General features: G+C 64.1%; 24 protein-coding genes. All 24 read right to left on the bottom strand.

Going from position 1 to position 24,261, the window contains the following annotated elements; genetic code table 11:
• Window positions 1–6: 6 nt before the first annotated feature.
• The 24 genes from AC1DMY_RS07655 to fabG all read right to left on the bottom strand — a co-directional run bounded on the left by AC1DMY_RS07655 (window position 7) and on the right by fabG (window position 24,195).
• Window positions 7–1,515 carry an NADH-quinone oxidoreductase subunit M gene (locus tag AC1DMY_RS07655; RefSeq protein WP_477164376.1) on the bottom strand — a complete coding sequence of 503 codons (1,509 nt, stop codon included), beginning with the start codon at window positions 1,513–1,515 and terminating at the stop codon, window positions 7–9.
• A gap of 13 nt (window positions 1,516–1,528) precedes the next feature.
• Window positions 1,529–3,610: an NADH-quinone oxidoreductase subunit L gene (nuoL, locus tag AC1DMY_RS07650; RefSeq protein WP_477164375.1), complete on the bottom strand. Its 2,082-nt coding sequence runs from the start codon at window positions 3,608–3,610 to the stop codon at window positions 1,529–1,531.
• A 4-nt stretch (window positions 3,611–3,614) separates the two neighbouring features.
• Entirely contained in the window at window positions 3,615–3,920 is a 306-nt protein-coding gene (gene nuoK, locus AC1DMY_RS07645) for an NADH-quinone oxidoreductase subunit NuoK (RefSeq protein ID WP_046970165.1), read from the bottom strand.
• Complete coding sequence (locus tag AC1DMY_RS07640) at window positions 3,917–4,570, bottom strand: NADH-quinone oxidoreductase subunit J (protein WP_477164374.1); 654 nt, start codon at window positions 4,568–4,570, stop codon at window positions 3,917–3,919. Before AC1DMY_RS07640 ends, nuoK begins: the two co-directional genes overlap by 4 nt.
• A gap of 12 nt (window positions 4,571–4,582) precedes the next feature.
• Window positions 4,583–5,074 carry an NADH-quinone oxidoreductase subunit NuoI gene (nuoI, locus tag AC1DMY_RS07635; protein WP_046970163.1) on the bottom strand — a complete coding sequence of 164 codons (492 nt, stop codon included), beginning with the start codon at window positions 5,072–5,074 and terminating at the stop codon, window positions 4,583–4,585.
• 6 nt (window positions 5,075–5,080) lie between these two features.
• Window positions 5,081–6,109 carry an NADH-quinone oxidoreductase subunit NuoH gene (gene nuoH / locus AC1DMY_RS07630; RefSeq protein WP_477164373.1) on the bottom strand — a complete coding sequence of 343 codons (1,029 nt, stop codon included), beginning with the start codon at window positions 6,107–6,109 and terminating at the stop codon, window positions 5,081–5,083.
• Between the two features lie 4 nt (window positions 6,110–6,113).
• Window positions 6,114–8,435 carry an NADH-quinone oxidoreductase subunit NuoG gene (nuoG, locus tag AC1DMY_RS07625; RefSeq protein WP_477164372.1) on the bottom strand — a complete coding sequence of 774 codons (2,322 nt, stop codon included), beginning with the start codon at window positions 8,433–8,435 and terminating at the stop codon, window positions 6,114–6,116.
• A complete protein-coding gene (gene nuoF / locus AC1DMY_RS07620; RefSeq protein ID WP_477164371.1) occupies window positions 8,432–9,742 on the bottom strand; it encodes an NADH-quinone oxidoreductase subunit NuoF in 1,311 nt (436 codons plus the stop codon). Before nuoF ends, nuoG begins: the two co-directional genes overlap by 4 nt.
• A gap of 12 nt (window positions 9,743–9,754) precedes the next feature.
• Window positions 9,755–10,282, bottom strand: a complete 528-nt coding sequence (gene nuoE / locus AC1DMY_RS07615) for an NADH-quinone oxidoreductase subunit NuoE (RefSeq protein WP_477164370.1) — start codon at window positions 10,280–10,282, stop codon at window positions 9,755–9,757.
• An 18-nt stretch (window positions 10,283–10,300) separates the two neighbouring features.
• Window positions 10,301–11,554, bottom strand: a complete 1,254-nt coding sequence (locus AC1DMY_RS07610; RefSeq protein WP_441604064.1) for an NADH-quinone oxidoreductase subunit D — start codon at window positions 11,552–11,554, stop codon at window positions 10,301–10,303.
• A 2-nt stretch (window positions 11,555–11,556) separates the two neighbouring features.
• Window positions 11,557–12,285 (bottom strand): NADH-quinone oxidoreductase subunit C, encoded by a 729-nt coding sequence (locus AC1DMY_RS07605; RefSeq protein ID WP_477164369.1) that lies wholly within the window; start codon window positions 12,283–12,285, stop codon window positions 11,557–11,559.
• 17 nt (window positions 12,286–12,302) lie between these two features.
• A complete protein-coding gene (locus AC1DMY_RS07600) occupies window positions 12,303–12,860 on the bottom strand; it encodes a NuoB/complex I 20 kDa subunit family protein (protein ID WP_046970156.1) in 558 nt (185 codons plus the stop codon).
• Complete coding sequence (locus AC1DMY_RS07595) at window positions 12,851–13,207, bottom strand: NADH-quinone oxidoreductase subunit A (RefSeq protein WP_121880989.1); 357 nt, start codon at window positions 13,205–13,207, stop codon at window positions 12,851–12,853. Before AC1DMY_RS07595 ends, AC1DMY_RS07600 begins: the two co-directional genes overlap by 10 nt.
• Before the next feature lie 271 nt (window positions 13,208–13,478).
• Entirely contained in the window at window positions 13,479–13,835 is a 357-nt protein-coding gene (locus AC1DMY_RS07590; RefSeq protein ID WP_046970154.1) for a PilZ domain-containing protein, read from the bottom strand.
• 213 nt (window positions 13,836–14,048) lie between these two features.
• Window positions 14,049–14,978: a PIG-L deacetylase family protein gene (locus AC1DMY_RS07585; protein WP_477164368.1), complete on the bottom strand. Its 930-nt coding sequence runs from the start codon at window positions 14,976–14,978 to the stop codon at window positions 14,049–14,051.
• Between the two features lies 1 nt (window position 14,979).
• Window positions 14,980–16,551: an ArnT family glycosyltransferase gene (locus AC1DMY_RS07580; RefSeq protein WP_477164367.1), complete on the bottom strand. Its 1,572-nt coding sequence runs from the start codon at window positions 16,549–16,551 to the stop codon at window positions 14,980–14,982.
• A 133-nt stretch (window positions 16,552–16,684) separates the two neighbouring features.
• Window positions 16,685–17,620, bottom strand: coding sequence for a DNA polymerase III subunit delta' (holB, locus tag AC1DMY_RS07575; protein WP_477164366.1), 936 nt, complete (start codon window positions 17,618–17,620; stop codon window positions 16,685–16,687).
• Entirely contained in the window at window positions 17,617–18,255 is a 639-nt protein-coding gene (gene tmk, locus AC1DMY_RS07570) for a dTMP kinase (protein ID WP_477164365.1), read from the bottom strand. The genes holB and tmk overlap by 4 nt, the downstream gene beginning before the upstream one ends.
• Window positions 18,246–19,283, bottom strand: coding sequence for an endolytic transglycosylase MltG (gene mltG / locus AC1DMY_RS07565; RefSeq protein WP_477164364.1), 1,038 nt, complete (start codon window positions 19,281–19,283; stop codon window positions 18,246–18,248). Before mltG ends, tmk begins: the two co-directional genes overlap by 10 nt.
• The gene (gene pabC, locus AC1DMY_RS07560) at window positions 19,280–20,104 is read right to left on the bottom strand and encodes an aminodeoxychorismate lyase (RefSeq protein ID WP_477164363.1); all 825 of its coding nucleotides are present in this window, start codon (window positions 20,102–20,104) and stop codon (window positions 19,280–19,282) included. Before pabC ends, mltG begins: the two co-directional genes overlap by 4 nt.
• Window positions 20,104–21,456 carry an aminodeoxychorismate synthase component I gene (locus AC1DMY_RS07555; protein WP_477164362.1) on the bottom strand — a complete coding sequence of 451 codons (1,353 nt, stop codon included), beginning with the start codon at window positions 21,454–21,456 and terminating at the stop codon, window positions 20,104–20,106. Before AC1DMY_RS07555 ends, pabC begins: the two co-directional genes overlap by 1 nt.
• Before the next feature lie 5 nt (window positions 21,457–21,461).
• The gene (gene fabF / locus AC1DMY_RS07550) at window positions 21,462–22,700 is read right to left on the bottom strand and encodes a beta-ketoacyl-ACP synthase II (protein ID WP_477164361.1); all 1,239 of its coding nucleotides are present in this window, start codon (window positions 22,698–22,700) and stop codon (window positions 21,462–21,464) included.
• A gap of 207 nt (window positions 22,701–22,907) precedes the next feature.
• Window positions 22,908–23,147, bottom strand: a complete 240-nt coding sequence (gene acpP, locus AC1DMY_RS07545; protein ID WP_019466215.1) for an acyl carrier protein — start codon at window positions 23,145–23,147, stop codon at window positions 22,908–22,910.
• A gap of 304 nt (window positions 23,148–23,451) precedes the next feature.
• On the bottom strand, window positions 23,452–24,195 hold the full coding sequence (fabG, locus tag AC1DMY_RS07540) for a 3-oxoacyl-ACP reductase FabG (RefSeq protein WP_477164360.1): 744 nt from the start codon (window positions 24,193–24,195) through the stop codon (window positions 23,452–23,454).
• Window positions 24,196–24,261 lie beyond the last annotated feature (66 nt).

Here is a 24,261-nt window from a genome sequence, read left to right as displayed (position 1 = left end):
TCCTGCTTAGATCTTGTGATTGCCAAGCTGGGTCACCAGCTGCGTGACCGACGAATCCATCAGATGGATCAGCGGCTGCGGCCAGATGCCCAGGGCGAACACGGCTGCGGCGAACGCGCCGAGCACAAACCATTCGCGTCCGTTGAGGTCCTTCATTTCCGCCACATGCGGGTTGGTGATGTCACCCCACAGCACGCGCTTGACCATGTACAGCGTGTACGCGGCACCGATGATCAGGGTGAACGCGGCAAAGAACGCGATCAACGGATTGGCCTGGAAGCTGGCCAGGATCACCTGGAATTCGCCCACGAAACCGCTGGTACCCGGCAGGCCGCTGTTGGCCATGGCGAACACCACGTAGAAGAAGCCGAACCACGGCATCACGTTGATGACGCCGCCGTAATCCTTGATCTGGCGCGTATGCATGCGGTCGTACAGCACGCCGATGCACGAGAACATCGCGCCCGAGACGAAGCCGTGCGAAATCATCTGCACCATCGCACCCTGCATGCCGAGCTTGGCGGCATCGAGATTGTTGCTGCCGCGCACCAGCATGAAGGCGATGAAGATGCCCAGCGTCACGAAGCCCATGTGTGCCACGGACGAATACGCCACCAGCTTCTTCATGTCCTCCTGCACCAGCGCGATATAGCCGATGTAGACCACCGCGACCAGGCTCAGTCCGATCACCACCCAGGCGTACGCATCGGCGGCGTCCGGCGTGATCGGCAGCGAGAAGCGCAGGAAACCGTAGCCACCGATCTTCAGCATCACCGCGGCCAGCACCACCGAACCACCGGTCGGCGCTTCCACGTGGGCATCCGGCAACCACGTATGCACCGGCACCATCGGCACCTTCACCGCGAAGGCGATGAGGAAGGCGAAGAACAGCCAGGTCTGCTCCTTCATGCTCAGCGGCAGCGCCGCCAGCGTGGCGAGGTCGAACGAGCCGGCCTTCAGGTACAGGTAGATCAGGCCCACCAGCATGAAGATGGAGCCGAAGAACGTGTAGATGAAGAACTTCAGCGTGGCGTACACGCGACGCGGACCACCCCAGACACCGATGAGGATGAACATCGGGATCAGCATGGCCTCGAAGAACACGTAGAACAGCAACGCGTCGGTGGCGCAGAACACGCCGATCATCAGGCCTTCGAGCACCAGCATGGCGGCCATGTACTGGTGCGGATTGGTCTGGATGACCTCCCACGCGCCCACGATCACCAGGATGCCGACAAAGCTGGTCAGCAGGATCAGGGCCACCGAAATGCCGTCGACCGCCAGGTTGTAGTGGACGCCCAGCGAGGCGATCCATACGTGGCTTTCGGCGAGCTGCTTGGTGGCGTCTGCCGCGTTGTACAGCGGCAGCATGTAGAGGCTGAGCACGAAGGTGAGGACGGCGACCGCCAGGGCGATCCAACGCGCAGCGTTGGGTCGACCGGAGCCGGCGAGCAACACCGGGATGGCGCCCACTACGGGGAGCCAGATCAGCAGGCTGAGCAAATGATTGAACATGGAGCAGGTTCCCTTATTGCCCGACCAGCCAATACCCGCCAAGCAGCAGGATAAGGCCGAGAATCATCGCGAAGGCGTAGTGATAGAGATAGCCGGACTGCAGGCGACGCATACCACCTGCAATACGGTCGACCAGACCCGCCGAACCATTGACCAGCACGCCGTCGATAACCGCCGCATCGCCGCCCTTCCACAGGGCACGACCCAGCGCCATGCCGCCGCGCGCAAAGACGATGAAATACACCGCGTCAAACCAGTACTTGTGGTTGAGCAGGTTGTAGATCGGCTTGAGCGCGTTCTTGATGCGATCGGCCACGGACGGGTTGAACAGGTAGATGTAGGTCTGGATCGCAAACGCGGTCAGCACCAGCAGGAACGGCAGCTGGGTGAAGCCGTGCAGCGCCATGCCCAGCGAACCGTGGAACTCCTTGGCCAGCTCGCCCAGGACGTTGTTCGCTTCGTTGACGTGGATGGCCGAACCGAACCACTCGCCGTACAGCATCGGCTGGATGGCGATGAAGCCCACGATGATCGACGGGATCGCCAGCAGGATCAGCGGCAGCGTCACCACCCACGGCGACTCCTTCGGTGTCTCGTGCATGATGCCCTGCTCATGGTGACCGTGGTCATCCTTGTGCGAGACATGATGGTGCTCGTCGTGCGCGGCATGGTCGTCGTGGCCGTGAGCGTGATCATGACCGTGGCCATGATCGTGCACCACCACGAAGCGCTCCTTGCCGTGGAAGGTCAGGTACATCTGGCGGAAGGTGTACAGCGCGGTCACGAAGGCGCCGGCCATCACGCAGAAGTACGCGTAGGTGGCGCCCCAGCGATGCGACTCGCCCACGGCTTCGATGATCGCGTCCTTGGAATAGAAGCCCGCGAAGAACGGCACGCCGCACAGCGCCAGCGAACCGATCCACATGGTGATCCAGGTGATCGGCATGTACTTGCGCAGGCCGCCCATGTAGCGCATGTCCTGCTCATGGTGCATGGCGATGATCACCGAGCCAGCACCGAGGAACAGCAGCGCCTTGAAGAAGGCATGCGTCATCAGGTGGAACACGGCGCCGGCATAGGCCGACACGCCCAGCGCCACCGTCATGTAGCCCAGCTGCGACAGCGTGGAGTACGCGACGACGCGCTTGATGTCGTTCTGCACGATGCCGATCAGGCCGGTGAACAGCGCGCCGGTGGCGCCGATGATCATCACGAAGCTGAGGGCGGTCTCCGACAGTTCGAAGATGGGCGACATGCGCGCCACCATGAAGATGCCGGCGGTCACCATGGTCGCGGCGTGGATCAGCGCCGAGATCGGGGTGGGACCTTCCATCGAATCGGGCAGCCACACATGCAGCGGCACCTGGGCGGACTTGCCCATCGCGCCGATGAACAGGCAGATGCAGATGACGGTCGCGGCATCCCAATGCGTGTTCTGGGTGATCTGCAGGGTCTTGCCCACCAGGCTCGGCGCCGCGGCAAATGCCGTGGTGTAGTCCAGCGTGCCGAGGAAATAAAGCACGCCGGCGATGCCCAGCAGGAAGCCGAAGTCACCCACGCGGTTGACCAGGAACGCCTTGAGGTTGGCGAAGATCGCCGTCGGGCGCTTGTACCAGAAGCCGATCAGCAGGTACGACACCAGGCCCACTGCTTCCCAGCCAAAGAACAGCTGCATGAAGTTGTTGCTCATCACGAGCATCAACATCGAGAAGGTGAACAGCGAGATGTAGCTGAAGAAGCGCTGGTAGCCCGGATCGTCGGCCATGTAGCCGATGGTGTAGATGTGCACCAGCAGCGACACGAAGGTCACCACCACCATCATCATGGCGGTCAGGCGATCGATCATGAAGCCGACGTGGGCGCTGTAGTTACCGATCTCGAACCAGGTGTAGATGTTCTGGTTATAGATCGGCGCGCCGCCCGAGGTGAGCTGGTACAGCACGTAGAACGACAGGCCGCAGGCAATGGCCACGCCCAGGATGGTCACGCTGTGCGAACCGGCGCGACCGATGAAGCGACCAAAGAAGCCCGCCAGCAGGCAGCCGACGAGCGGTGCCAGGGCGATGGTCAGCAGAATGGAGGTAGACAATTCCATCGGGTCAGCCCTTCATGCTGTCGATTTCGGCGACATTGATGGTGCTGCGGTTGCGGAACAGCAGGACCAGGATCGCCAGGCCGATGGCGGTTTCCGCCGCAGCCACGGTGAGGATGAAGAACACGAACACCTGCCCTGCCACGTCGCCCAGGAAACGGGAGAACGCGACGAAGTTGATGTTCACCGCCAGCAGCATCAGCTCGATCGACATCAGCAGCACGATGACGTTCTTGCGGTTGATGAAGAGACTGGCCAGCGCGATGCAGAACAGCACGGCGCCGAGCACGATGAAGTGCGAAAGCGTGATCATGGGGTGGTCTCCTTGCCCGGTGCCGGCTGGGGCGCGACGGGAACTTCCGCGGCCATCTTCACCACGCGAACGCGGTCACGCGGGTTGACGCGGACCTGCTGCGAGGCCTGCTGGTGACGCACGCCGGTGCGCTGGCGCAGGGTCAGTACCACGGCGGCCACCACACCCACGGTGAGGATCAGTGCGGCCACTTCGAACGGCAGCAGGAACTGCGTGTAAAGCGCAGTGCCCAGCCAGGCGGTGTTGGACATGCCAGCCACGGTGGCCGGATCGGCGCCCATCACGGCCTGGTGCATCGCACGCACGCCGATCAGCGCCAGCATTTCGCCCAGCATGACCAGGGCCACGATGATGCCGACCGGCAGGTACTTGATGAAGCCCTCGCGCACGTGCTCCTGCTTGATGTCCAGCATCATCACCACGAACAGGAACAGCACCATCACCGCGCCCACGTAAACCACGATCAGGGCGATGGCGAGGAATTCCGCTTCGGCCAGCAGCCAGATGCAGGCGGTGCTGAAGAAGGTGAGCACGAGCGACAGCACGGCATGCACCGTGTTTCGCAGCGTGATCACGCCCAGCGCCGCCACCACGGTGACGGCCGCGAAGGCGTAGAAACACACGAGTTGGAACATATTCGGATCGATCATGATGTCCCGTCCTCAGCGATACGCGGCGTCTTGAGCGCGGGCAGCCGCGATGTCCTGCTCGAAGCGATCGCCGATGGCGAGCAGCTGCGGCTTGGTCACCACGTTCTCGCCACGCTGCTCGAAGTGGTACTCATGGATATGCGTTTCGACGATCGAATCGACCGGGCAGCTCTCTTCGCAGAAACCGCAGAAGATGCACTTGAACAGGTCGATGTCGTAGCGCGTGGTGCGGCGCTGGCCGTCGCTCTCGCGCGGGGCGGAGTCGATGGTGATGGCGAGCGCCGGGCACACCGCCTCGCACAGCTTGCACGCGATGCAACGCTCTTCGCCGTTGGCGTAGCGGCGCAGGGCATGCAGGCCGCGGAAGCGGTTGGACTTGGGGATGTGCTCCATCGGATAGCGCATGGTGTACTTGGGGCTGAACATGTAACGCATGGTCAGACCCAAGCCCTTGAACAGCTCGATGAGCAGCAGGCTTTTGAAATAGTGAGTTACGCGGGACATGTTTCTTCAGCCTCCCGTGCCGACGGTGACCCAGCCGAAAAACTTCATGCAGCCGGCGACGAGGACCCAGACGATGGTGATGGGAATGAATACCTTCCAGCCCAGACGCATGATCTGGTCATAGCGGTAACGCGGGAAGCTGGCGCGGAACCACAGGAACATGAAGGCAAAAACGAACACCTTGACGAACAGCCACAGCACGCTCGCCTGCCCCACGATGCCCCACGAAGCGGGCAACGGCGACAGCCAGCCGCCCATGAACAGGATCGGCGCCAGGAAGCTGATCAGGATCATGTTGGCGTATTCGGCCAGGAAGAACAGCGCGAAGGCCGAACCCGAATACTCCACGTGGAAGCCCGCGACGATTTCCGATTCGCCTTCCGCCACGTCGAACGGCGCGCGGTTGGTTTCGGCCACGCCCGAGATGAAGTAGATGATGAATACCGGCAGCAGCGGCCACATGAACCAGTCGAGGATGCCCTTGCTGCCGGCCTGCGCATGCACGATGTCGGTGAGGTTCAAGGAACCGGCCAGCACCAGCACGCAGACCAGGCACAGGCCCATCGCCAGTTCGTATGAGATCACCTGAGCGGCCGAACGCATCGCACCCAGCAGCGCGTAGCGCGAGTTGGACGCCCAGCCGGCCAGGATGATGCCGTACACGCCCAGCGAGGTCATCGCCAGCAGGTACAACAGACCGGCGTTGACGTTGGCCAGCACCAGCTTGTCGTTGAAGGGGATCACCGCCCATGCCGCCAGCGCCGGGATCAGGGCGAGCAACGGCGCCATGTAATACAGGGCCTTGTTCGCGCTGGTCGGAAGAATCACTTCCTTGATCAGCAGCTTGGTCACGTCCGCGAAGGCCTGCAGCAGGCCGAACGGGCCGACCTTGTTGGGCCCCATGCGCACGTGCATCCAGCCGAGCACCTTGCGCTCCCACCACACGTACAACGCCACCGTGATAACCAACGGCAGGACGATGCACAGGATGTAGATGACCGGCATGACCACCTGGTTGAAAATCTGTTCGCCCATGTGCTTACGCCTTGCTCAGGGTGAGGGCTGCGCCGTAAGGCGGCAGCGAGACAGTGTCGTCGTGTGCGGCTTCGATCCAGGCCGCGCCATCGGGCACGGTCGCATCGATCGCCAGCGGCAGCACCGCATCGGCCACGCGCACCGCATCACCCTCGCCCAGACCCTGGCGTTTGGCTTCGTCCGCATTGATGCGGACGGCCGGCGCACGGTTGAGCGGGTGCTTGCTGAGTGCGGTCGCACGACGAAGCACGGCATCGGACCGGTAGATCGGCCAGGTGGCAAGGCGGCTCAGGCCACCCGCCGCCGGACGCGAAGACAACTCGGCACGCGGCTGATGCGCACGCTCGCTGATGCCTTCACGCAGGCCGGCCAGGTCGTCGAACTCGAAACCGGCGAGTTTCATCACGCCGCCCAGTGCACGCAGCACCTTCCAGCCCGGACGCGCATCGCCCGGCGCCTTCGCACCGGCGGCCACGCACTGGGCCAGACCATCGACATTGACCAGGGTGCCGTCGATTTCCGGCAGCAGGCCGATCGGCAGGATCACTTCGGCCACTTCACGCAGCGCGTCGCTGGCATAGGCAGTGAACGCCACCACCTTCTGCGCGCCCTTGAGCGCCTTCAGCAAGGCAGCGCCATCGGCCACGTCCTGCGGCTCGACGCCGTACAGCACGTAAGCCTTGCGCGGCTGGGCCAGCATGGCCTGAGCATCGAGGCCGCCATTGCCCGGCAGCACGCCGACGCGACCCAGGCCCACAGCGTTCGCACCGACCGGCAGTTCGTTGTAACCGGCACCCGTCGCCTGCGCGATGAACTGCGCCACCGCACGCAGCCACGAGGCCTGCGGATGGGTGACGGCGGCTTCGCCGAGGATGACGACTGCGCTGCCGCTCTTGAGATCGGCAATCGCGTCCTTGTCGCCCGCATCGCACGAAGCAGCGTTGATCGCATCGGCCAGTGCGGCCGGCGCGGTGGCGCCCGCTTCAACCACACCCTTGGCCAGCGACAGCAGCGCTTCGACCAGCGCCTGCGGCGCCACGATGGCTTCGCCGGCCAGCTTGTAGTTGAAGTTGAAGCTCGCCGGATTGACGGCGTAAACCTTGGCGCCCTTCTTCACCGCCTGATGGATGCGGTGATTGAGCAGCGGCATCTCGTAACGCAGATCCGAACCGACCAGCAGCGCCGCCTTGACTTTGTCCAGCTCGGCGACCGGCTTGGCGAATGCCGTGGCAATCGCGTTGTCGGCGAAGTCCAGCTGACGCACGCGGTGATCGATATGCGCACTGCCCAGGCCACGGGCCAGGCGCACCAGCAGGTCGCCTTCTTCGTTGGTGGTGGCAGGATGCACCAGCACGCCCAGCTCGCTGCCCGGCACCGCCTTCAGCGATTCCACGGCGGCGCTCAGTGCATCGTCCCAGGTGGTGGTGACCCACTGGCCGTTGCGCTTGACCTGCGGCGCGCCGACGCGATCGGCGGCGTACAGGCCCTGATGGCTGTAGCGGTCGCGGTCGGACAGCCAGCACTCGTTGATCGATTCGTTGTCGCGCGGCACCGTGCGCAGCACCTCACCGCGGCGCGTGTGCAGCCACAGGTTGGAGCCCAGCGCATCGTGATAGGCGACGGACGGCTTGGCGATCAGTTCCCAGGCGCGTGCCTGGAACTGGAACGGCTTGTTGGTGAGCGCGCCCACCGGGCAGACGTCGATGATGTTGCCCGACAGTTCCGTCTCGATGGTCTTGCCGATGTAGGTGCCGATCTGCAGGTTGTCGCCGCGGCTCATGCCGCCGAGCTCGTACGTACCGGCGATCTCGCTGGTGAAGCGCACGCAGCGCGTGCACTGGATGCAGCGGGTCATCTCGGTGGCGACCAGCGGCCCGAGGTTTTCATCGGCGATGGTGCGCTTGCGCTCGGTGTAACGCGACACGCTGCGGCCATAACCCAGCGCGACGTCCTGCAATTCGCACTCGCCACCCTGATCGCAGATCGGGCAATCCAGCGGGTGGTTGATCAGCAGGAACTCCATCACGTCCTTCTGGAACTTCAGGGCGGAGTCGGAGCGCGTGGTGACCTTCATGCCTTCGGCCACCGGGGTGGCGCAGGCCGGCTGCGGCTTGGGCATGGGCTTGCCGCCCATTTCCACTTCCACCAGGCACATGCGGCAGTTGGCGGCGATCGGCAGTTTGCGGTGATAGCAGAAACGAGGAATGTTGATGCCGATGGCATCAGCCGCCTCGATGATCATGGCGCCCTTGCGGATCTGCGTGGGCTTGCCATCGACCTCGATGTTGATGAGGTCCAGATTGGGCGTAGCGGGCTGCGCACTCATGCGGCGGCTCCAAGCTTGTCGTCGACGATGGAGCGACCGTTGACAACGTAGTACTCAAATTCATCCCAGAACTGGCGCAGGAAGCCCTGCACCGGCCACGCCGCGGCTTCGCCGAATGCGCAGATGGTGTGGCCTTCGATCTGGCCGGCAATGGCCTTGAGGCGATGCAGGTCTTCCATGGTGCCGTTGCCTTCCACGATGCGATCGAGCACGCGGTGCATCCAGCCGGTGCCTTCGCGGCACGGCGTGCACTGGCCGCAGCTTTCCTTGTGGAAGAACTGCGAGATGCGGCGGGTGAAGCGCACCGTGCAGACGGTGTCATCGAGCACCACGATGGCGCCCGAGCCCAGGCCCGTCTTCAGGTCACGCAGCGTGTCGTAGTCGAACGGCAGGCCCTTCAACTGCTCGGCGCGCAGCACCGGCATCGACACGCCACCGGGAATCGCACCCTTGAGCGTACGGCCCGGACGCAGGCCACCAGCCATTTCCAGCAGCTCGTCGAACGTCGTGCCCAGCGGCACTTCGAAGTTGCCGCCCTTCTGCACGCAACCGGAGACCGAGAAGATCTTCGGACCGCCGTTCTTGGTCTTGCTCTGCGCCAGGAACCAGTCGGCGCCCTTGCGCAGGATCGCCGGCACCGAAGCATAGGTCTCGGTGTTGTTGATCGTGCTGGGCTTGCCGTACAGGCCGAAGTTGGCCGGGAACGGCGGCTTGAAGCGCGGCTGGCCCTTCTTGCCTTCCAGCGATTCCATCAGCGCGGTTTCTTCGCCGCAGATGTAGGCACCGGCGCCCAGAGCGCCATAGATGTCCACATCAAGGCCGGTGCCCTGGATGTTCTTGCCCAGCAGACCGGCGGCGTACGCTTCCTTCAGTGCCTCTTCGAAATGCTCGAATGGCTCGTGATGGAATTCACCACGCAGGTAGTTGTAGGCCACGGTCGAGCCCGTGCAATAGCACGCGATCGCCATGCCTTCGATCACCGCATGCGGGTTGAAGCGCAGGATGTCGCGGTCCTTGCAGGTGCCCGGCTCCGATTCGTCGGAGTTGCAGAGGATGTACTTCTGCATGTTGCCCTTGGGCATGAAGGACCACTTCAGGCCGGTCGGGAAGCCTGCGCCGCCACGGCCGCGCAGATTGCTCTTCTTGATCTCGTCGATCAGAGCGGTCGGATCGGGCTTCTCGGCGAGGATCTTCTTCCACGCTTCATAACCACCGACCTGGGTGTAGCTGTCCATCGCCCACGGCTTGTCGAAATGCAGCGTGGTGTAGACGACCTGGTGTTCTTGGGGTGCGGGTCCGTAAGCCATTGCGCCCTGCCCTTATTTCAAACCATCGAGGATTTCATCGATCTTCTGGATCGAGAGTCGCTCGTGGTAGTGACCATTGACGGTCATCGCCGGCGCGCTGGCGCAGGCGGCGATGCATTCTTCTTCGCGCTTCAGATAGACGCGGCCATCGGCGGTGCTTTCGCCCAGCTTGATGCCGAGCTTCTGCTCGCAATGTTTCACCAGATCATCGGCGCCATTGAGCCAGCACGAGACGTTGGTGCAGATGGCCACGTTGTTGCGGCCGACCGGCTTGGTCTCGAGCATCGAGTAGAAGCTGGCCACCTCGTACGCCCACACGGCGGGCAGTTCGAGGTACTTGGCAACGGCGGTGATCAGCTCGTCGGTGAGGAAGCCTTCGTTCTGCTCCTGCGCGGCAAACAGCGCCTGGATCAGCGCCGAACGCTTGCGATCGGGAGGAAAGCGGGCAACCCACTCTTCAATGTGATGACGAGTGTGTTCGTTCAATACGACGAGCGGGTCGACGTTCTTGACCTGCGCGTAATTTCCGGTGGCTTTCATGTGTGATTTCCTCCGGGCTCAGCGATCGACTTCGCCGAACACGAGGTCATAAGTACCGATCATCGCCACCACGTCGGCCAGCATGTGGCCGCGCACGGTGACGTCCATCGAGGACAGGTGGGCGAAGCCCGGCGCGCGCAGATGCACGCGGAACGGCTTGTTCGCACCATCGGATACCAGGTAGCAACCGAATTCACCCTTGGGTGCTTCCACGGCGGCATAGGTTTCGCCCGCAGGCACGCCATAGCCTTCCGTGAACAGCTTGAAGTGATGGATCAGTGCTTCCATGTCCTCCTTCATGCTTTCGCGATGCGGCGGCGCCACCTTGTAGTTCTGCACGATGACAGGACCCGGGTTGGCCTTCAGCCACTTCACGCACTGCTGGATGATGCGGTTGGACTGGCGCATTTCTTCCACGCGCACCAGGTAACGGTCGTAGCAGTCGCCGCCCACGCCCACCGGGATGTCGAAATCCACCTCGGCGTACTTGGCGTACGGCTGCTTCTTGCGCAGATCCCACTCGATGCCCGAACCGCGCAGCATCACGCCGGTCATGCCCCAGGCTTGCGCCTTTTCCGGCGGGATCACGCCGATGCCGACCGTGCGCTGCTTCCAGATACGGTTGTTGGTGAGCAGTTCTTCGTACTCATCCACCTTGGTCGGGAAGTCGCTGGTGAACGCTTCCAGATAGTCGAGCATCGAACCTTCGCGCCAGGAGTTCAGGCGCTTGAGGTCCTTGCCCTTGTGCCAGGGCGACTCGCGGTACTGCGACATGTGGTTCGGCAGGTCGCGGTAGACGCCGCCCGGACGGTAGTAGGTCGCGTGCATGCGCGCGCCCGACACCGCCTCGTAGACGTCCATCAGTTCCTCGCGCTCACGGAACGCGTACAGGAACACCGCCATCGCGCCCAGATCGAGCGCATTGGAACCGATCCACATCAGGTGATTCAGGATGCGGGTGATTTCGTCGAACATGGTGCGGATGTACTGCGCACGCTCCGGCACTTCGATACCCATCAGGGTTTCGATGGAGCGCACGTAGGCGTGCTCGTTGCACATCATCGACACGTAGTCGAGGCGATCCATGTAGCCGATCGACTGATTGAACGGCTTGGACTCGGCCAGCTTCTCGGTGCCGCGATGGAGCAGACCGATATGCGGATCGGCGCGGACCACGGTTTCGCCGTCCATCTCCAGCACCAGGCGCAGCACGCCGTGCGCAGCGGGGTGCTGCGGGCCGAAGTTCATGGTGTAGTTGCGGATCTCTTGCATGATCAGTTATTCCGCCAGTTATCGGCCGCTTCAGCCTTGGCCTGCTGCAGGTCGGCGTCGTCACGGATGACGCGCGGCACCAGCACGCGCGGCTCGATCGACACGGGTTCGTACACCACGCGCTTCTGCTCGGGGTCGTAACGCACCTCGACATTGCCGATCAGCGGGAAGTCCTTGCGGAACGGATGACCCACGAAGCCGTAGTCGGTGAGGATGCGGCGCAGATCGGGGTGACCGTCGTAAATGATGCCGTACAGGTCGAACGACTCGCGCTCAAACCAGTTCACGCCCGGCCAGATGCCGGTCAGCGAGGGCACGATCGGCAGCGAGTCGTCGTCGCAGAACACGCGCAGGCGCAGGCGCTGGTTGTTCTCCAACGAGAGCAGGTGAACGATGGAGGCGAAGCGGCGCGGCGAGGAGTCGGCGTGCGGGCGATCAGCCCACTTGAAGCGGCCCATCGCCTCGCCTTCCACACCGCGCGAGAAACCCGTACCGGACACGGTTTCGGTATCCCACTCGGTCTGGCCGTAGCCGAGGTAATCGATGCCGCAGACGTCGATCGGCACGCCGAAGCGGAACGCTGCTTCGTCACGCAGCGCCGTAGCCACCGCGAGCAGGTCGGCGGCGGCCACTTCAGCGGTGACTTCGTTGCGGACGACGCTGATCGTCAGCATCTCGCCGAATCGCGCGGACAGACGCTCGGCCAGCGAGTTGAAAGAGGTATCAGTCATGCTCTGCTGCGCCTTTGTCAGGAACGCGCGATGGTGTTGGTGCGGCGGATCTTCTTCTGCAACTGCAGGATGCCGTGGATCAGCGCTTCGGCCGTCGGCGGGCAGCCCGGCACGTAGATGTCCACCGGCACGATGCGGTCGCAGCCACGCACCACGGAATACGAGTAGTGGTAGTAGCCGCCACCGTTGGCGCAGCTACCCATCGAGATGACCCACTTGGGGTCGGGCATCTGGTCATAGACCTTGCGCAACGCCGGAGCCATCTTGTTGACCAGCGTACCGGCCACGATCATCACGTCGGACTGGCGCGGACTGGGGCGGAACACCACGCCGTAGCGGTCCAGGTCCAGGCGCGCGGCGCCGGCATGCATCATTTCCACGGCGCAGCAGGCCAGACCAAAGGTCATCGGCCACATCGAACCAGTGCGCGCCCAGTTCATCAGGGCGTCGACGCTGGTCGTGGCAAAGCCACGCTGCATGACGGGGTTGTCTTCGGCCGGACGCAGGATGTCGTCCACCAGGTTCAACGGCTGCGGGTTGTGCATCACCCGGTCAAGCGACGAGATCACTCCCATTCCAGTGCTCCCTTCTTCCACACGTAAGCAAAGCCGATGACCAGCAGCAGCAGGAACAGCGCCATCTCGACCAGGGCAATCAGGCCGATCTTGGTGAACACCACGGCCCACGGAAACAGAAACGCAATTTCCAGGTCGAAGATGATGAACAGGATCGCCAGCAGGTAATAGCGCACGTCAAAACGCATGCGCGCATCTTCAAAGGCTTCGAAGCCGCACTCGTACGGCGAGAGCTTCTCGGACTCGGGGCGGCGCGGGCCGGCCAGCAGGCCGATGACCAGAAGCACCACGCCTAAGCCGGCGGCAACGCCGATGAAAAGCAGAATGGGCCAGTATTGGGCAAGCACGATGAAACGTACCTCCGCGCCTTCATTGGCGCATCAGTGACCGTCGGGGAAACGGTCCGCGGAACTTGGGTTCGGCATGACCCGCGAGGGCCAAGGGCTAGGCGCCACGATCACGTGCATTGGGGGCAGCGAGCGTCCGACTTCCCTCGATCTGAATCGAGGGATCGCGACATTGTATCAGTGCGCTTAACAACAACAAGCCTTGACGGCTATTTGGAAGGAGATTTGCAGGGGTTTCTTCCAGCGGTCGCAAGCCATTGCGACCAAGGTCTTACATCGTGTGCGTGGGACGCTCGGATCCGGTCAGTCCGGCCAGGATGTTCTCGATCCTGGTACGCGCCACTTCGCCATCGGACGATTCGTTGAACTGCACGCCGATGCCGGCCGTACGGTTGCCCTGCGCGCCGACCGGGGTCACCCAGACCACCTTGCCGGCCACCGACAGGCGCTCGCCCTCATCGGTGAGGTTGATCAGCAGCACCACCTCGTCGCCCAGCGCGTACTTCTGGGCGGTGGGTGCGAACAGGCCGCCGTGCTTCAGATAAGGCATATAGGCGTTGTAGAGCGACGCCGTGTCCTTGATCTTCAACGAAATGATGCCCTGGCGGGCGGCAATGGCCGGATTCATGACTGCTCCTGTACACCGCTGATGCGGCGCCCCTCGCCGCATCGTAGCGAGCGACCCACCATTGCGACAAGCGAGATGTCGACGGAATGTGACGGGGCGCGGTGCCCGGGTCTTAAGTCTTGCCAAGCGCCACCCATCCCCTCGCCGCCATTCCGGCGCAGGCCGGAATGACGGCGAGGAAAAGGACGCACGGTCAAGACTTTGAACGGGCTCTCAGAGCTCGCACCAGCCCCAGCGGTCGAAGATCCAGGGCGACGGCAGATTCATGTGCAGCTTGAGGAAGCGCGGCCCCGCGGCGGCCGGGTCCAGGCCGTGCAAGACGTAACGGCCCTGCCCGTCCATGGTCAACGGCGCCTGGCGCCACGGCCACTGGCGAACGCCCCGCTCGTCGATCAGGGTCAGGTGCAACCAGCGCTGGAGCAAGGGAGATGGCTGCCACGGCAGCACGGCCGATTCGGCGGGAACCGGCGTCCCCCGCACCGATTGGTACCGCTCGCCACGGTCCGCAAGACGGCGCATCCGCTTGCCGCTCAAGGCCATCTGGCTTCGATGACAGGCCAGCGCAGCCATCTTGGTGGCATGGATACCGACCGAAGAATCCAGCTTCACCCGGCCCTTGCCGGTGATTTCCTGCCCGTGCACGAGGTAGGCCAGCATGCGCGGCGTCTCACCGTTGGAGCGGGCCACGGCCAGGCGGGTCAGGACATGGGCGGCGCCGTGGTCGGGGTGGTGATCGCCCAGCGCGGGCAAGGCGACCAGGTTGGGACCAAACGCCTCCAGTTGCTGGCTCACCATCTCGACGCTGGCATCGGGCTGATCGCAAAGCCGGCTGGTGATGCCCATGTCCGGCCAACCCAAGGGCTGCAACGCCTCGCCAGTCACACCCAACTGAGCCAGGGCCTGGGTGACCTCGGCACGGCGGCGCTCGCCCCAGCGGCGGCGCTCGTCAGCGCCGATGCGCAGCCGGCGTTCGACCCAGCGTTGAGGCCAGGGATTGTTGTCGCCATTGGTAAGCAGGAGGATCCGCACCTCACCGCCGGCCTGGCGCACCTGCAGGATCAGCTCTCCGGTCGCGATCGATTCGTCATCCGGGTGCGGCGCGACGACCAGCAGTCGCGTCCGGGCATTCAGGCTCAAGCTCATATCAGCCTCCCGTGACAGGAGGCGCGGGACGCCAGCCGCGATCAAAGGCCTGCGACCACACAAAGGCCACGGGCGTGCCGCCGCCGACCACCAGGTGGTGGGTGCCGCGGCTCAGGAACCAGTGGTCCGCCGGTGCGGCGCCATCGAGGCTACCGCTGAGGCGCTGGTGTCCATCGGTCACCACGTAGTCTCCGGGTACATTCACGTCTATCGTCTGCTGGGGCTGATGATCGGCAAGCATACGGCCCGCGATCCAGATGTCTCCGCCAGCCTCCACATAATTGAGCATCACGAAGCGTGCGCTCGACGGCGGCAGGCGGCGCAACACCACCAGCATGGTCCGGTGATTGATCAGGTCGTCGACGATCGTGTCGGCCATCTGCCCACGGCGCAGGCGCCGCATGGCCAGGCTCTCCAGCACGGGATAGTAAGGGCGCATGCGAAATATCGAGTCGCCCTTGGGATCCATCACCGTGTCGGTTTCATTGGTGTAGCGAAGCACGGTCGACAGTTCATTGCGTTGCGCGGCGAGATCGTCCTGCCACGGCGGCGCATCGGCAATGACGGCCGCCATTTCCGCCACCAGCAAAACCAGCAACAACACGCCGCGCAGTCGCGGGCGCGAGTTCAGCCATTGCCAGGTCGCTGCCAGGCCGGCAGAGGCGATCGCGAGCGTCGGCAATACAGGCAGGAAATCCTGCTTGGTGATGAGCGGCCAGATAAACCAGATCAGCAGCAGGTACAGACCGCCCTGCAGGGCAAAGAACACGGTCCAGTCGAAACCGCCCTCCGAGCGCTGGCGCGCTTCGCGTATGCACAGGACGACCAGCACGGCCGCAAAAATCAGAAACCACAAACCTTGCTGGGCCGCATGTCGTTTATTGGCGCCGCCGATGTTGTACTCGGCCAGTCCATACCACGCGTCTTCCAGCAAACCATGCGTTCCCAACCAGATCGTCCAGATCGCGGGCACCAGCAACACACCCACCAACGCGGCAATCCAGCAGCGCACGCCCGCACGTGGCGCATGCGATGGGCGCATCATCCGCACCACGCCAGCCGCAACGACGGTAGTGACCAGCAGCACCAGAGTTTTCTGCGATACCGACAGTGCACAGCCCATGGCCAGGCCGGCCACGAAGTAACGCCACAGGCGCGGCGGCGCGCCCGCCACGAAAGCCAGGCCGAGCAGCCACATCGCCATCCACATGTCGTCGGTGCGGAACTGTCCACTGACGACGAAGAACCGCGGGAATAGACCGGCCACCAGCACGACCACGGCAGCGACGCGCCAGCCGTAGAGGCGCTGCGCCATCCAGCCCGCCGAACCCAGGGCGATCACATACCAAAACTGCATGGCCAGGCGCAGCCAGGTCAGCACGTCGGGGCGGTTGTCCAACCACTTCAGCAACGGTGAGTGCAACCATCCGAACAGCGGGCCATGGTTGTCGAACACATCGCGGTAAGGCAGCAACCCCTGCGTCCACGCCCAAGCCACGTGCGCGTGCTGCGCTTCGTCGGAGTTGAGCGTGTACGCATTAAGCCATGCCAGTCGAAGGACCAGCAGGAACAAGAGCGAAATCCACGGCCAAATGGGGAGCTGGCGTTGGGAGGACAACTTCATCGGAGCAGCGTAGGCAGGCGGCCTGTCAGCGGCCTTTCCCTGGGGGAAACGCGGCGCTGGTCATCAGGTTGTCACGGTCGGCTCAATGCCAGCGGGCGAGCAATTCCAGCAAGAGCAGATCGCCACGCAAGGGGCCGCGCAGCGATTCGCGCGTGCGATTGGCCGCCATATACCACTGGTCGAGGCCTTCGGCATCCAGCTGGCTTGCGAGCGGCCCCTGCCCGGCTGTGGCGCGCAATTTCAATTCTTCCGCCACTGCCTGCGCCGCAAACCACAGGCGCTGTTGCGGCTCATTGTCGAGCCAGCGACGCGCCACTTCCATGGCCTCGCCACGACCGGCCGCCAGTGCACCAAGATCCTTGCGGACCTCCTGCCGACGCGCGAGCGCGCCCTGCTCCGCCCATGCACGTGCCAGGCCGGGATTCCCGGCCGCCGCATCGAGCGCAGCGGCAGCATCCTTGACGCCTTGCTGCTGCAGCCAGTCCAGCGCCTGCTCGCGCGACGGCAAGTGAAATTCAATGCGCTGGCAACGACTGCGGATGGTTTGCGGCAAGCGCCATGGCGCATCGGCCACCAGTAGCAGCAAGGTCTGCGGCGAGGGTTCTTCCAGCGTCTTGAGCAAGGCATTGGCCGCCGCCGTATTCATGGCGTCGGCCGGATCGATGCACACGATCTGCCAGCCACCGAATTGGCTCGACATGGCAAGACGGGCGGACAGTTCGCGCACCTGGTCGACCACGATCTCACTGCGCTGTACGCCATCCTTGCGCAGACCAAAACTCAGTGTGGCGAAATCCGGATGCGTACCCGCCGCAAACAACAGGCAGCTGCGGCACTGGCCGCAGGGTTCGCCGTGTTGCGGGTGCTGGCACAACAGGCCCTCGGCAAAGCGACGCATGAAGTCGCGCTTGCCCAGGCCCTCCGGCCCGCACAGCAAGAGCGCATGCGGCATCGCGTTGCGCTCACGCCGGGCCTGCAAGCGCTCCCAATGCTCGTCTTGCCAGGGCATCACGCTCATGCCGGAGCTCCAAACAGGTGACGCATGGCATCGATGGCGGCAGCCAGCACTTCCGGCGGCGCCAGCGTGGCATCGATGATGCGGAAGCGCGCCGGCTCTGCGGCGGCACGCGCACGATACGCCGCGCGCACGCGCTCAAAAAACGTATCGCCTTCCACTTCGATGCGATCCGCTTCGCCGCGGCCGGCGGCACGGGCGCGTCCGGTCGCCACGGGCAGATCCAGCAACAAGGTCAGGTCGGGCGTCAAACCGTGTGTCGCCCATTGCTCCAGCGTGGCAATTCGCTCATCCGGCACACCGCGACCACCACCCTGGTAGGCGTAGCTCGCATCGGTGAAACGATCGCACAGCACCCACTGCCCCGCCGCCAGCGCAGGCTCGATGCATTCGCGCACCAGCTGCGCACGCGAGGCGAACATCAAAAGCAATTCGGATTCGGCGCCCATGCCGCGATGCACCGGGTCAAGCACGATGGCGCGCACCGCCTCGCCCAGGGGCGTGCCGCCGGGTTCGCGCGTTTGCACGAGGTCCACGCCCTGCGCGCGCAAGTGCTGCTGAAGGCCGGCGAGCAGCGTGCTCTTGCCGGCGCCCTCGCCACCCTCGAGCGTGATCAACTTGCCTCGTGTCATTGGCATCGCTTCAGCTGAAAACAGGCCACGTTGTGATTGTGTTCGTCCAGCGTACTGGAGAACACGTGCGTGCCGTCGCCACGCGCAACAAAGTAAAGCTCCGACCCCGCTGCCGGATGCAGCGCCGCCTCGATGGCAGGCTTGCCAGCCATGGCGATCGGCGTCGGCGGCAGGCCGGCCCGGGTATAGGTGTTGTACGGCGTATCGGTGGTCAGGTCCGACTTGTGGATGTTGCCGGTGTAGGACTCGCCCATGCCATAGATCACGGTGGGATCGGTCTGCAGCAGCATATGCTCCTGCAGCCGGCGCACGAACACACCGGCGATGCGCGCTCGTTCGTCGGCGCGGCCGGTTTCCTTCTCCACGATGGAGGCAAGGATCAGCGCGTCATACGGCGTTGCCAAGGGCACATCCTTGTCACGCTGGGGCCACAAGCTGTCGAGCATCTTCGCCATCGCGGCATGCGCGCGGCGCAGGATGTCCAGATCACTGTCACCCTTCACATAGGCGTAGGTCTCGGGAAGAAAACGTCCCTCGGGCATTTCGCCCGGCGCGCCGATCTTCGCCATCAACGCGGCGTCATCGAGAGCGGCGCCGTCCTGTTTGAGCCGGTCCGCCTTGGCCAGGGCCTGGCGCAGTTCGCGGAAGTTCCAGCCATCGACGATGGTGAAATTGCGCTGCAAGACCTTCCCTGCAGCCATATTGAGCAACAGCTCGCGCGGCGTCATGCCGGCAGTCAGCGCGTATTCGCCGGCATGCAGGCGACCGGCCACGCGCAATTGCTCGGCCAGCACACGCCAGTACAGCGGGTGCGAATTCGTCACGTGCTGCTCGCGCAATTGGCCGACCACATCACGCAGGCTGCTGCCCTTGGCCACATCGACACTGGGCGTCTGCGGCGACACCGCCAAGGGCGTGCCGACGAAACGCTGATAGTCCATCCATCCGTAGGCGACGCCGCCGGCTACCGCCAGCAGCACCAGCACGATCAGGCTGCGCCAGATCGCCCGCCCCTGCATCTTGTGTCCACTCATGCCTGCTCCATCGGGAAACCCAGGCCGCGCCAGTGCTGCTGCAAAGCGCGGGTGACCGGCCCGGCAACATACACGGTATCGCCCACGGCCTGAACAGGCAGGATGCCGCGTACGCTGGAACTGAGGAAGACCTCACTGGCGCGGGCCAGCTCCGTGGGGCGCAGGTTCTGGACGCGCACACCTGGCCGGCTGGCGAGTATCTCAGCGCGAGCCACCCCCGCCACGCCGCAGCGATCCAGCGCCGGCGTGACCAGGGCGCCATCGAGCACGGCGAACAGATTGCTCATGGTGCCCGAGATCAGCTGCCCCTCGGCATCGCACAGCAGCCCTTCGCCCACCGCGGGATCGGACCACTCGCCGCGCGCCAGCACCTGCTCCAGCCGGTTGAGGTGCTTCATGCCCGCCAGCAGCGGCTGCGCGGCCAGCCGAGTGTCGCACCAACGCACGTGCAGGCCCGAGCGATAAGCATCGCCCGTCATGGGCGGCGCCTCGAAACCGGCCACGACGCGGGTGGGCGCGACTGCTTGGGGCGGCGCATATCCGCGCTCGCCGAGACCCCGCGTGAGCGTGATGCGGACGACGGCATCGTGCATGCCCTCGATCACAACCGCGGCTTCGCGTGCGAGCTGCGGCGCATCGGGCGCAGGCAAGCGCAAGCGGATGCAGCTCTCGCGCAACCGGTCCATGTGTCGCGACCACAATGGCGCCACGCCATCGACGAAACGAATGGTTTCGAACAAGCCGTCGCCGTAGGACAAGCCGCGATCAAACGCGGAGACGGTGACCGACGGCGCACCGTTGATGAGCACGCGGTCTGCCATCAGCCCTGCACTCCCAGCGCACGCAGCAGGCCGCGCGCCTTGGCACGTGTTTCATCCAGCTCTCTATCGGCCACCGAATCGGCCACGATGCCGGCGCCCGCGCGCAGCGTGACGTCGGAACCGGCCAGCGTGAACGTGCGTATCAGGATATTGAGATCGAGATCGCCGTTGCGATCCAGGTAGCCGAGTGCACCGGTGTAGGCGCCGCGCGGCGCATTTTCCAGCGCCGCAATGATTTCCATGCAGCGCACCTTGGGACAGCCGGTGATGGTGCCGCCCGGAAACGTAGCGGCAATCACTTCGCCCGGCGTCACCTTCTCGCGCAAGCGACCGCGCACGTTCGACACGATGTGGTGCACATGGGCGTAACTCTCCACCACCATCAGCTCGTTGACCTCGACCGTGCCCGGCACGCAGACGCGCCCCAGGTCATTGCGTTCGAGATCGATCAGCATGACGTGCTCGGCGCGCTCCTTCGGGTGCGTGCTGAGCTCGCGAATCCGCGCAGTGTCGTCGTCGCCCGGTATGCGCGGCCGCGTGCCGGCAATCGGGCGCGTCTGCGCCAGGCCATCGCGCACTTCGACCAGGCGTTCCGGCGACGAACTCACCACCGCCCACCCGGGCTGCTGGAACAAACCCGCGAACGGCGCCGGGTTGGCTTGCCGCAACGATAGATACAACTGCGCAGGCGAGACTGGCTTGGCGTAATGCGCATGCCAGGCCCGCGAGAGATTCACCTGAAAGATGTCGCCGGCGTGCAGATGTTCGTGGATGCGCGCCACGCCATCGAGGAACAGCGCAGGCTCATCCTCGCTGCAAGCATCGGGTGCAGGCAACGCAGCCAGTTCCATCGGCGCGGAGAGATCAGCCTCCATGACATCGAGCAAGGCTTGTTGTCCTTGCTCCGCCACCAGCACCGTGGATCCGCGCGCGTGATCGACGATCACCGCTGCCGGACAACGCAAAGCAACTGCGGTCGGCAGCTCCGTCGACGGACGAAGCCGCAGGCGCGCCTCGATCTCGCCAACCAGTTCATAGGCGAGAAACAGCAGCCAACCGCCGTGGAACGGCAAGTCGCTGGTGCCATCACGCGGCGATCGAACCGCACGCCATGCGTCGTCCAGCGCCTCAAGAAAGCCGCGCTGCAGCGACTCGCCACTACGGTCGATGAGCTGCCCATCGGCGAGCAGGGTCAGCGCTTCCTGCGGAAACGCGAACAGAATGTCGTAGCGCGATTGCGGCGTACCGTGGGTCACGCTCTGCAGCAGGCCCGGATAGCGCTCCGGAAATGCAGCGGCCGGCGCGAGGAGATCGCGCCGGCCGTGCAAGGTACGCCGAACAAACGTTGTCACGTCGCTCAAATGCGACGGAATGCCAACGTGCCGTTGGTGCCGCCGAAGCCGAACGAGTTGGAGATGGCCACGTCGAACTTCGCTTCGCGCGCGGTGTGCGGCACGAAATCAAGGTCGCAGCCTTCGCCCGGCTCGTCCAGGTTGATGGTCGGCGGCAGCACCTGGTCGCGCAAGGCGAGGATGGTGAAGATCGCTTCCACGCCACCAGCGGCACCCAGCAGGTGACCCGTAGCCGATTTGGTCGAGCTCATCGCCAGCTTGTAGGCGTGATCGCCGAACACGCGCTTGGCGGCCAGCACTTCACCCAGGTCGCCCAGCGGCGTGGAGGTGCCGTGCGCGTTGACGTACTGCACGTCGGTCGGGTTCAGATGGCCGTCCTTGAGTGCGGTGTCCATGCTGCGCGCCGCACCTTCGCCACCTTCGCTCGGGGCAGTGATGTGGAACGCGTCGCCGCTCATGCCGAAACCGACCAGCTCCGCGTAGATCTTCGCGCCGCGAGCCTTGGCGTGTTCGTACTCTTCCAGCACCAGCACGCCGGCGCCGTCGGACAGCACGAAGCCGTCGCGGTCCTTGTCCCACGGACGGCTGGCCTTGGTCGGCTCGTCGTTGCGGGTGGACATGGCCTTGGCCGAGCAGAAGCCCGCCATCGCCGTGCCGGTGGTGGCGAATTCGGCGCCGCCAGCGATCATCACGTCGGCATCGCCGTACTGGATCATGCGCATGGCCAGGCCGATGTTGTGCGTGCCGGTGGTGCAGGCGGTGACGCAGGCGATGTTCGGGCCCTTCAGGCCGTACATGATCGACAGGTGACCGGACACCATGTTGATGATCGACGAGGGCACGAAGAACGGCGACACGCGACGCGGTCCCTTATCGTGCAGCTCGATCGACGTATGTTCGATGGTATGCAGGCCGCCGATACCGGCAGCCACGGCCACGCCGATACGCGGTGCGTTTGCTTCCGTCACTTCCAGGCCGGAATCGCGCAGGGCTTGCGTGCCCGCGGCAATGCCGTAATGGATGAACGGATCCATCTTCTTGATTTCTTTCTGGGCGATCCACTGCGCCGGATCGAAATCACGTACCTGACCGGCGATGCGCGTGGCATAGGCGGTGGCGTCGAAATGGGTAACCTCACCGATGCCGCTGACGCCCTTGAGGATATTGTCCCAGGCGGTCGCGACTTCGTTGCCGACCGGGGAAATGATGCCCAGCCCGGTTACAACCACACGTCGTTTGCTCATGCTGATCTTCCCTTGTGTATCCGTGGCTCTATCGATGGCGGCAGGCAATCTGCGTCATTCGTGGCCACGTCATCCGGGCCGCGCAGTGCGCCGTGCGCACCATACGGGATCGGACGTTGCAAAATGCAGAAACGAAAACTGCGCCAATGTGGCGCAGCTTCCGGTATCGCTAGTGGACAGACGCATGGCGTCGTCGCAGCAGAGCGATCACTCCTTGGTGTGGGCCTTGATGTAGTCAACAGCCTGCTGCACCGTGGTGATCTTCTCGGCCTCTTCGTCCGGAATCTCGGTCTCGAACTCTTCCTCGAGGGCCATGACCAGCTCGACGGTGTCCAGCGAATCAGCGCCCAGATCGTCCACGAACGAAGCGTTCGCCGTGACTTCCTCTTCCTTCACGCCCAGCTGCTCGATGACGATTTTCTTGACGCGCTCTTCGATGGTGCTCATGTTGCCAATACCTCCCAAGGAGTAGTTACCTGATCAACGCCGGACATAAGCCCGACATATGGCCGGCGGATTGTAGTGGTTAAGCCGCAAGGCCGCCATGATCCGCCAGCAATGGTGATACGCAGGCCACGGGGCCGGCGCGAAAGAAGCAATTGTCGCCTAAAACGATGTAGCTTGCGACAACTCCGTGTTAAGCCGGCCCGCGCCGGCGCACCGAACTGCCCGTCCCCATAGATGGAGGGCAATTCGGCCGTTTCAAACAATTGGGGGCCCACAGAAGGGCTTGCCGCCCTTTCTTGAGGGCTTACGGCATGTACATACCGCCGTTCACATGCAGCGTCTCGCCGGTGATGTAAGCCGCCGACGGGGATGCCAGGAAGCCCACGGCCTTCGCGATATCGACGGCTTGACCCAGGTGACCCAGCGCAATCTGGCCCAGCAGCGCCGTACGGGCGTCTTCCGGCAGTGCGCGTGTCATGTCGGTATCGATGAAGCCCGGCGCCACCACATTCACGGTGATGCCGCGCGAACCGATCTCGCGCGCCAGCGACTTGGAGAACGCAATGATGCCGGCCTTGGCAGCCGCATAGTTGGCCTGGCCCGGATTGCCGGTGACGCCGACCACCGAGGCGATCGAGATGATGCGGCCCTTGCGTGCCTTCATCATGCCGCGCATCACGGCCTTGGAAGCGCGATACACCGAGGTGAGATTGGTGTCGAGGATGGCCTGCCAGTCTTCGTCGCGCATGCGCATCAAGAGCTGGTCGCGCGTGATGCCGGCATTGTTGACCAGGATCGAGACCGGGCCGAATTCCTTGGCGATGCCGTCGATCAGCGCATCGATGGAAGCGCCATCCGTCACGTTGAGCATGCGGCCGTGGCCGCCGTGCGCGGCAAGACGCTCGCCGATCGCCGCCGCACCGCTGTCGCTGGTGGCGGTGCCGATGACCGTGGCGCCCTGCGCCGCCAGTTCGTCGGCAATCGCCGCACCGATGCCGCGGCTGGCGCCCGTGACGAGGACGATTTCACCTTGCAGTGTCTTGCTCATCTGTTATTTCCTTTGGAAGGCTAAACGGCAATCCGTCCAGCCGCATGAATCGGGAAAGTACCGGGA

Source organism: Dyella sp. 01L423 (genome assembly GCF_056399945.1).
This window is presented reverse-complemented; position numbering and strand designations above follow the sequence as displayed.

What these genes read in the sequence shown, in the direction of transcription:
- AC1DMY_RS07655 (WP_477164376.1), bottom strand. Translation starts at nt 1,515, where the DNA reads ATGTTCAATCATTTGCTCAGCCTGCTGATCTGGCTCCCCGTAGTGGGC.
- nuoL (WP_477164375.1), bottom strand. Translation starts at nt 3,610, where the DNA reads ATGGAATTGTCTACCTCCATTCTGCTGACCATCGCCCTGGCACCGCTC.
- nuoK (WP_046970165.1), bottom strand. Translation starts at nt 3,920, where the DNA reads ATGATCACGCTTTCGCACTTCATCGTGCTCGGCGCCGTGCTGTTCTGC.
- AC1DMY_RS07640 (WP_477164374.1), bottom strand. Translation starts at nt 4,570, where the DNA reads ATGATCGATCCGAATATGTTCCAACTCGTGTGTTTCTACGCCTTCGCG.
- nuoI (WP_046970163.1), bottom strand. Translation starts at nt 5,074, where the DNA reads ATGTCCCGCGTAACTCACTATTTCAAAAGCCTGCTGCTCATCGAGCTG.
- nuoH (WP_477164373.1), bottom strand. Translation starts at nt 6,109, where the DNA reads ATGGGCGAACAGATTTTCAACCAGGTGGTCATGCCGGTCATCTACATC.
- nuoG (WP_477164372.1), bottom strand. Translation starts at nt 8,435, where the DNA reads ATGAGTGCGCAGCCCGCTACGCCCAATCTGGACCTCATCAACATCGAG.
- nuoF (WP_477164371.1), bottom strand. Translation starts at nt 9,742, where the DNA reads ATGGCTTACGGACCCGCACCCCAAGAACACCAGGTCGTCTACACCACG.
- nuoE (WP_477164370.1), bottom strand. Translation starts at nt 10,282, where the DNA reads ATGAAAGCCACCGGAAATTACGCGCAGGTCAAGAACGTCGACCCGCTC.
- AC1DMY_RS07610 (WP_441604064.1), bottom strand. Translation starts at nt 11,554, where the DNA reads ATGCAAGAGATCCGCAACTACACCATGAACTTCGGCCCGCAGCACCCC.
- AC1DMY_RS07605 (WP_477164369.1), bottom strand. Translation starts at nt 12,285, where the DNA reads ATGACTGATACCTCTTTCAACTCGCTGGCCGAGCGTCTGTCCGCGCGA.
- AC1DMY_RS07600 (WP_046970156.1), bottom strand. Translation starts at nt 12,860, where the DNA reads ATGGGAGTGATCTCGTCGCTTGACCGGGTGATGCACAACCCGCAGCCG.
- AC1DMY_RS07590 (WP_046970154.1), bottom strand. Translation starts at nt 13,835, where the DNA reads ATGAATCCGGCCATTGCCGCCCGCCAGGGCATCATTTCGTTGAAGATC.
- AC1DMY_RS07585 (WP_477164368.1), bottom strand. Translation starts at nt 14,978, where the DNA reads ATGAGCTTGAGCCTGAATGCCCGGACGCGACTGCTGGTCGTCGCGCCG.
- holB (WP_477164366.1), bottom strand. Translation starts at nt 17,620, where the DNA reads ATGAGCGTGATGCCCTGGCAAGACGAGCATTGGGAGCGCTTGCAGGCC.
- tmk (WP_477164365.1), bottom strand. Translation starts at nt 18,255, where the DNA reads ATGCCAATGACACGAGGCAAGTTGATCACGCTCGAGGGTGGCGAGGGC.
- mltG (WP_477164364.1), bottom strand. Translation starts at nt 19,283, where the DNA reads ATGAGTGGACACAAGATGCAGGGGCGGGCGATCTGGCGCAGCCTGATC.
- pabC (WP_477164363.1), bottom strand. Translation starts at nt 20,104, where the DNA reads ATGGCAGACCGCGTGCTCATCAACGGTGCGCCGTCGGTCACCGTCTCC.
- fabF (WP_477164361.1), bottom strand. Translation starts at nt 22,700, where the DNA reads ATGAGCAAACGACGTGTGGTTGTAACCGGGCTGGGCATCATTTCCCCG.
- acpP (WP_019466215.1), bottom strand. Translation starts at nt 23,147, where the DNA reads ATGAGCACCATCGAAGAGCGCGTCAAGAAAATCGTCATCGAGCAGCTG.
- fabG (WP_477164360.1), bottom strand. Translation starts at nt 24,195, where the DNA reads ATGAGCAAGACACTGCAAGGTGAAATCGTCCTCGTCACGGGCGCCAGC.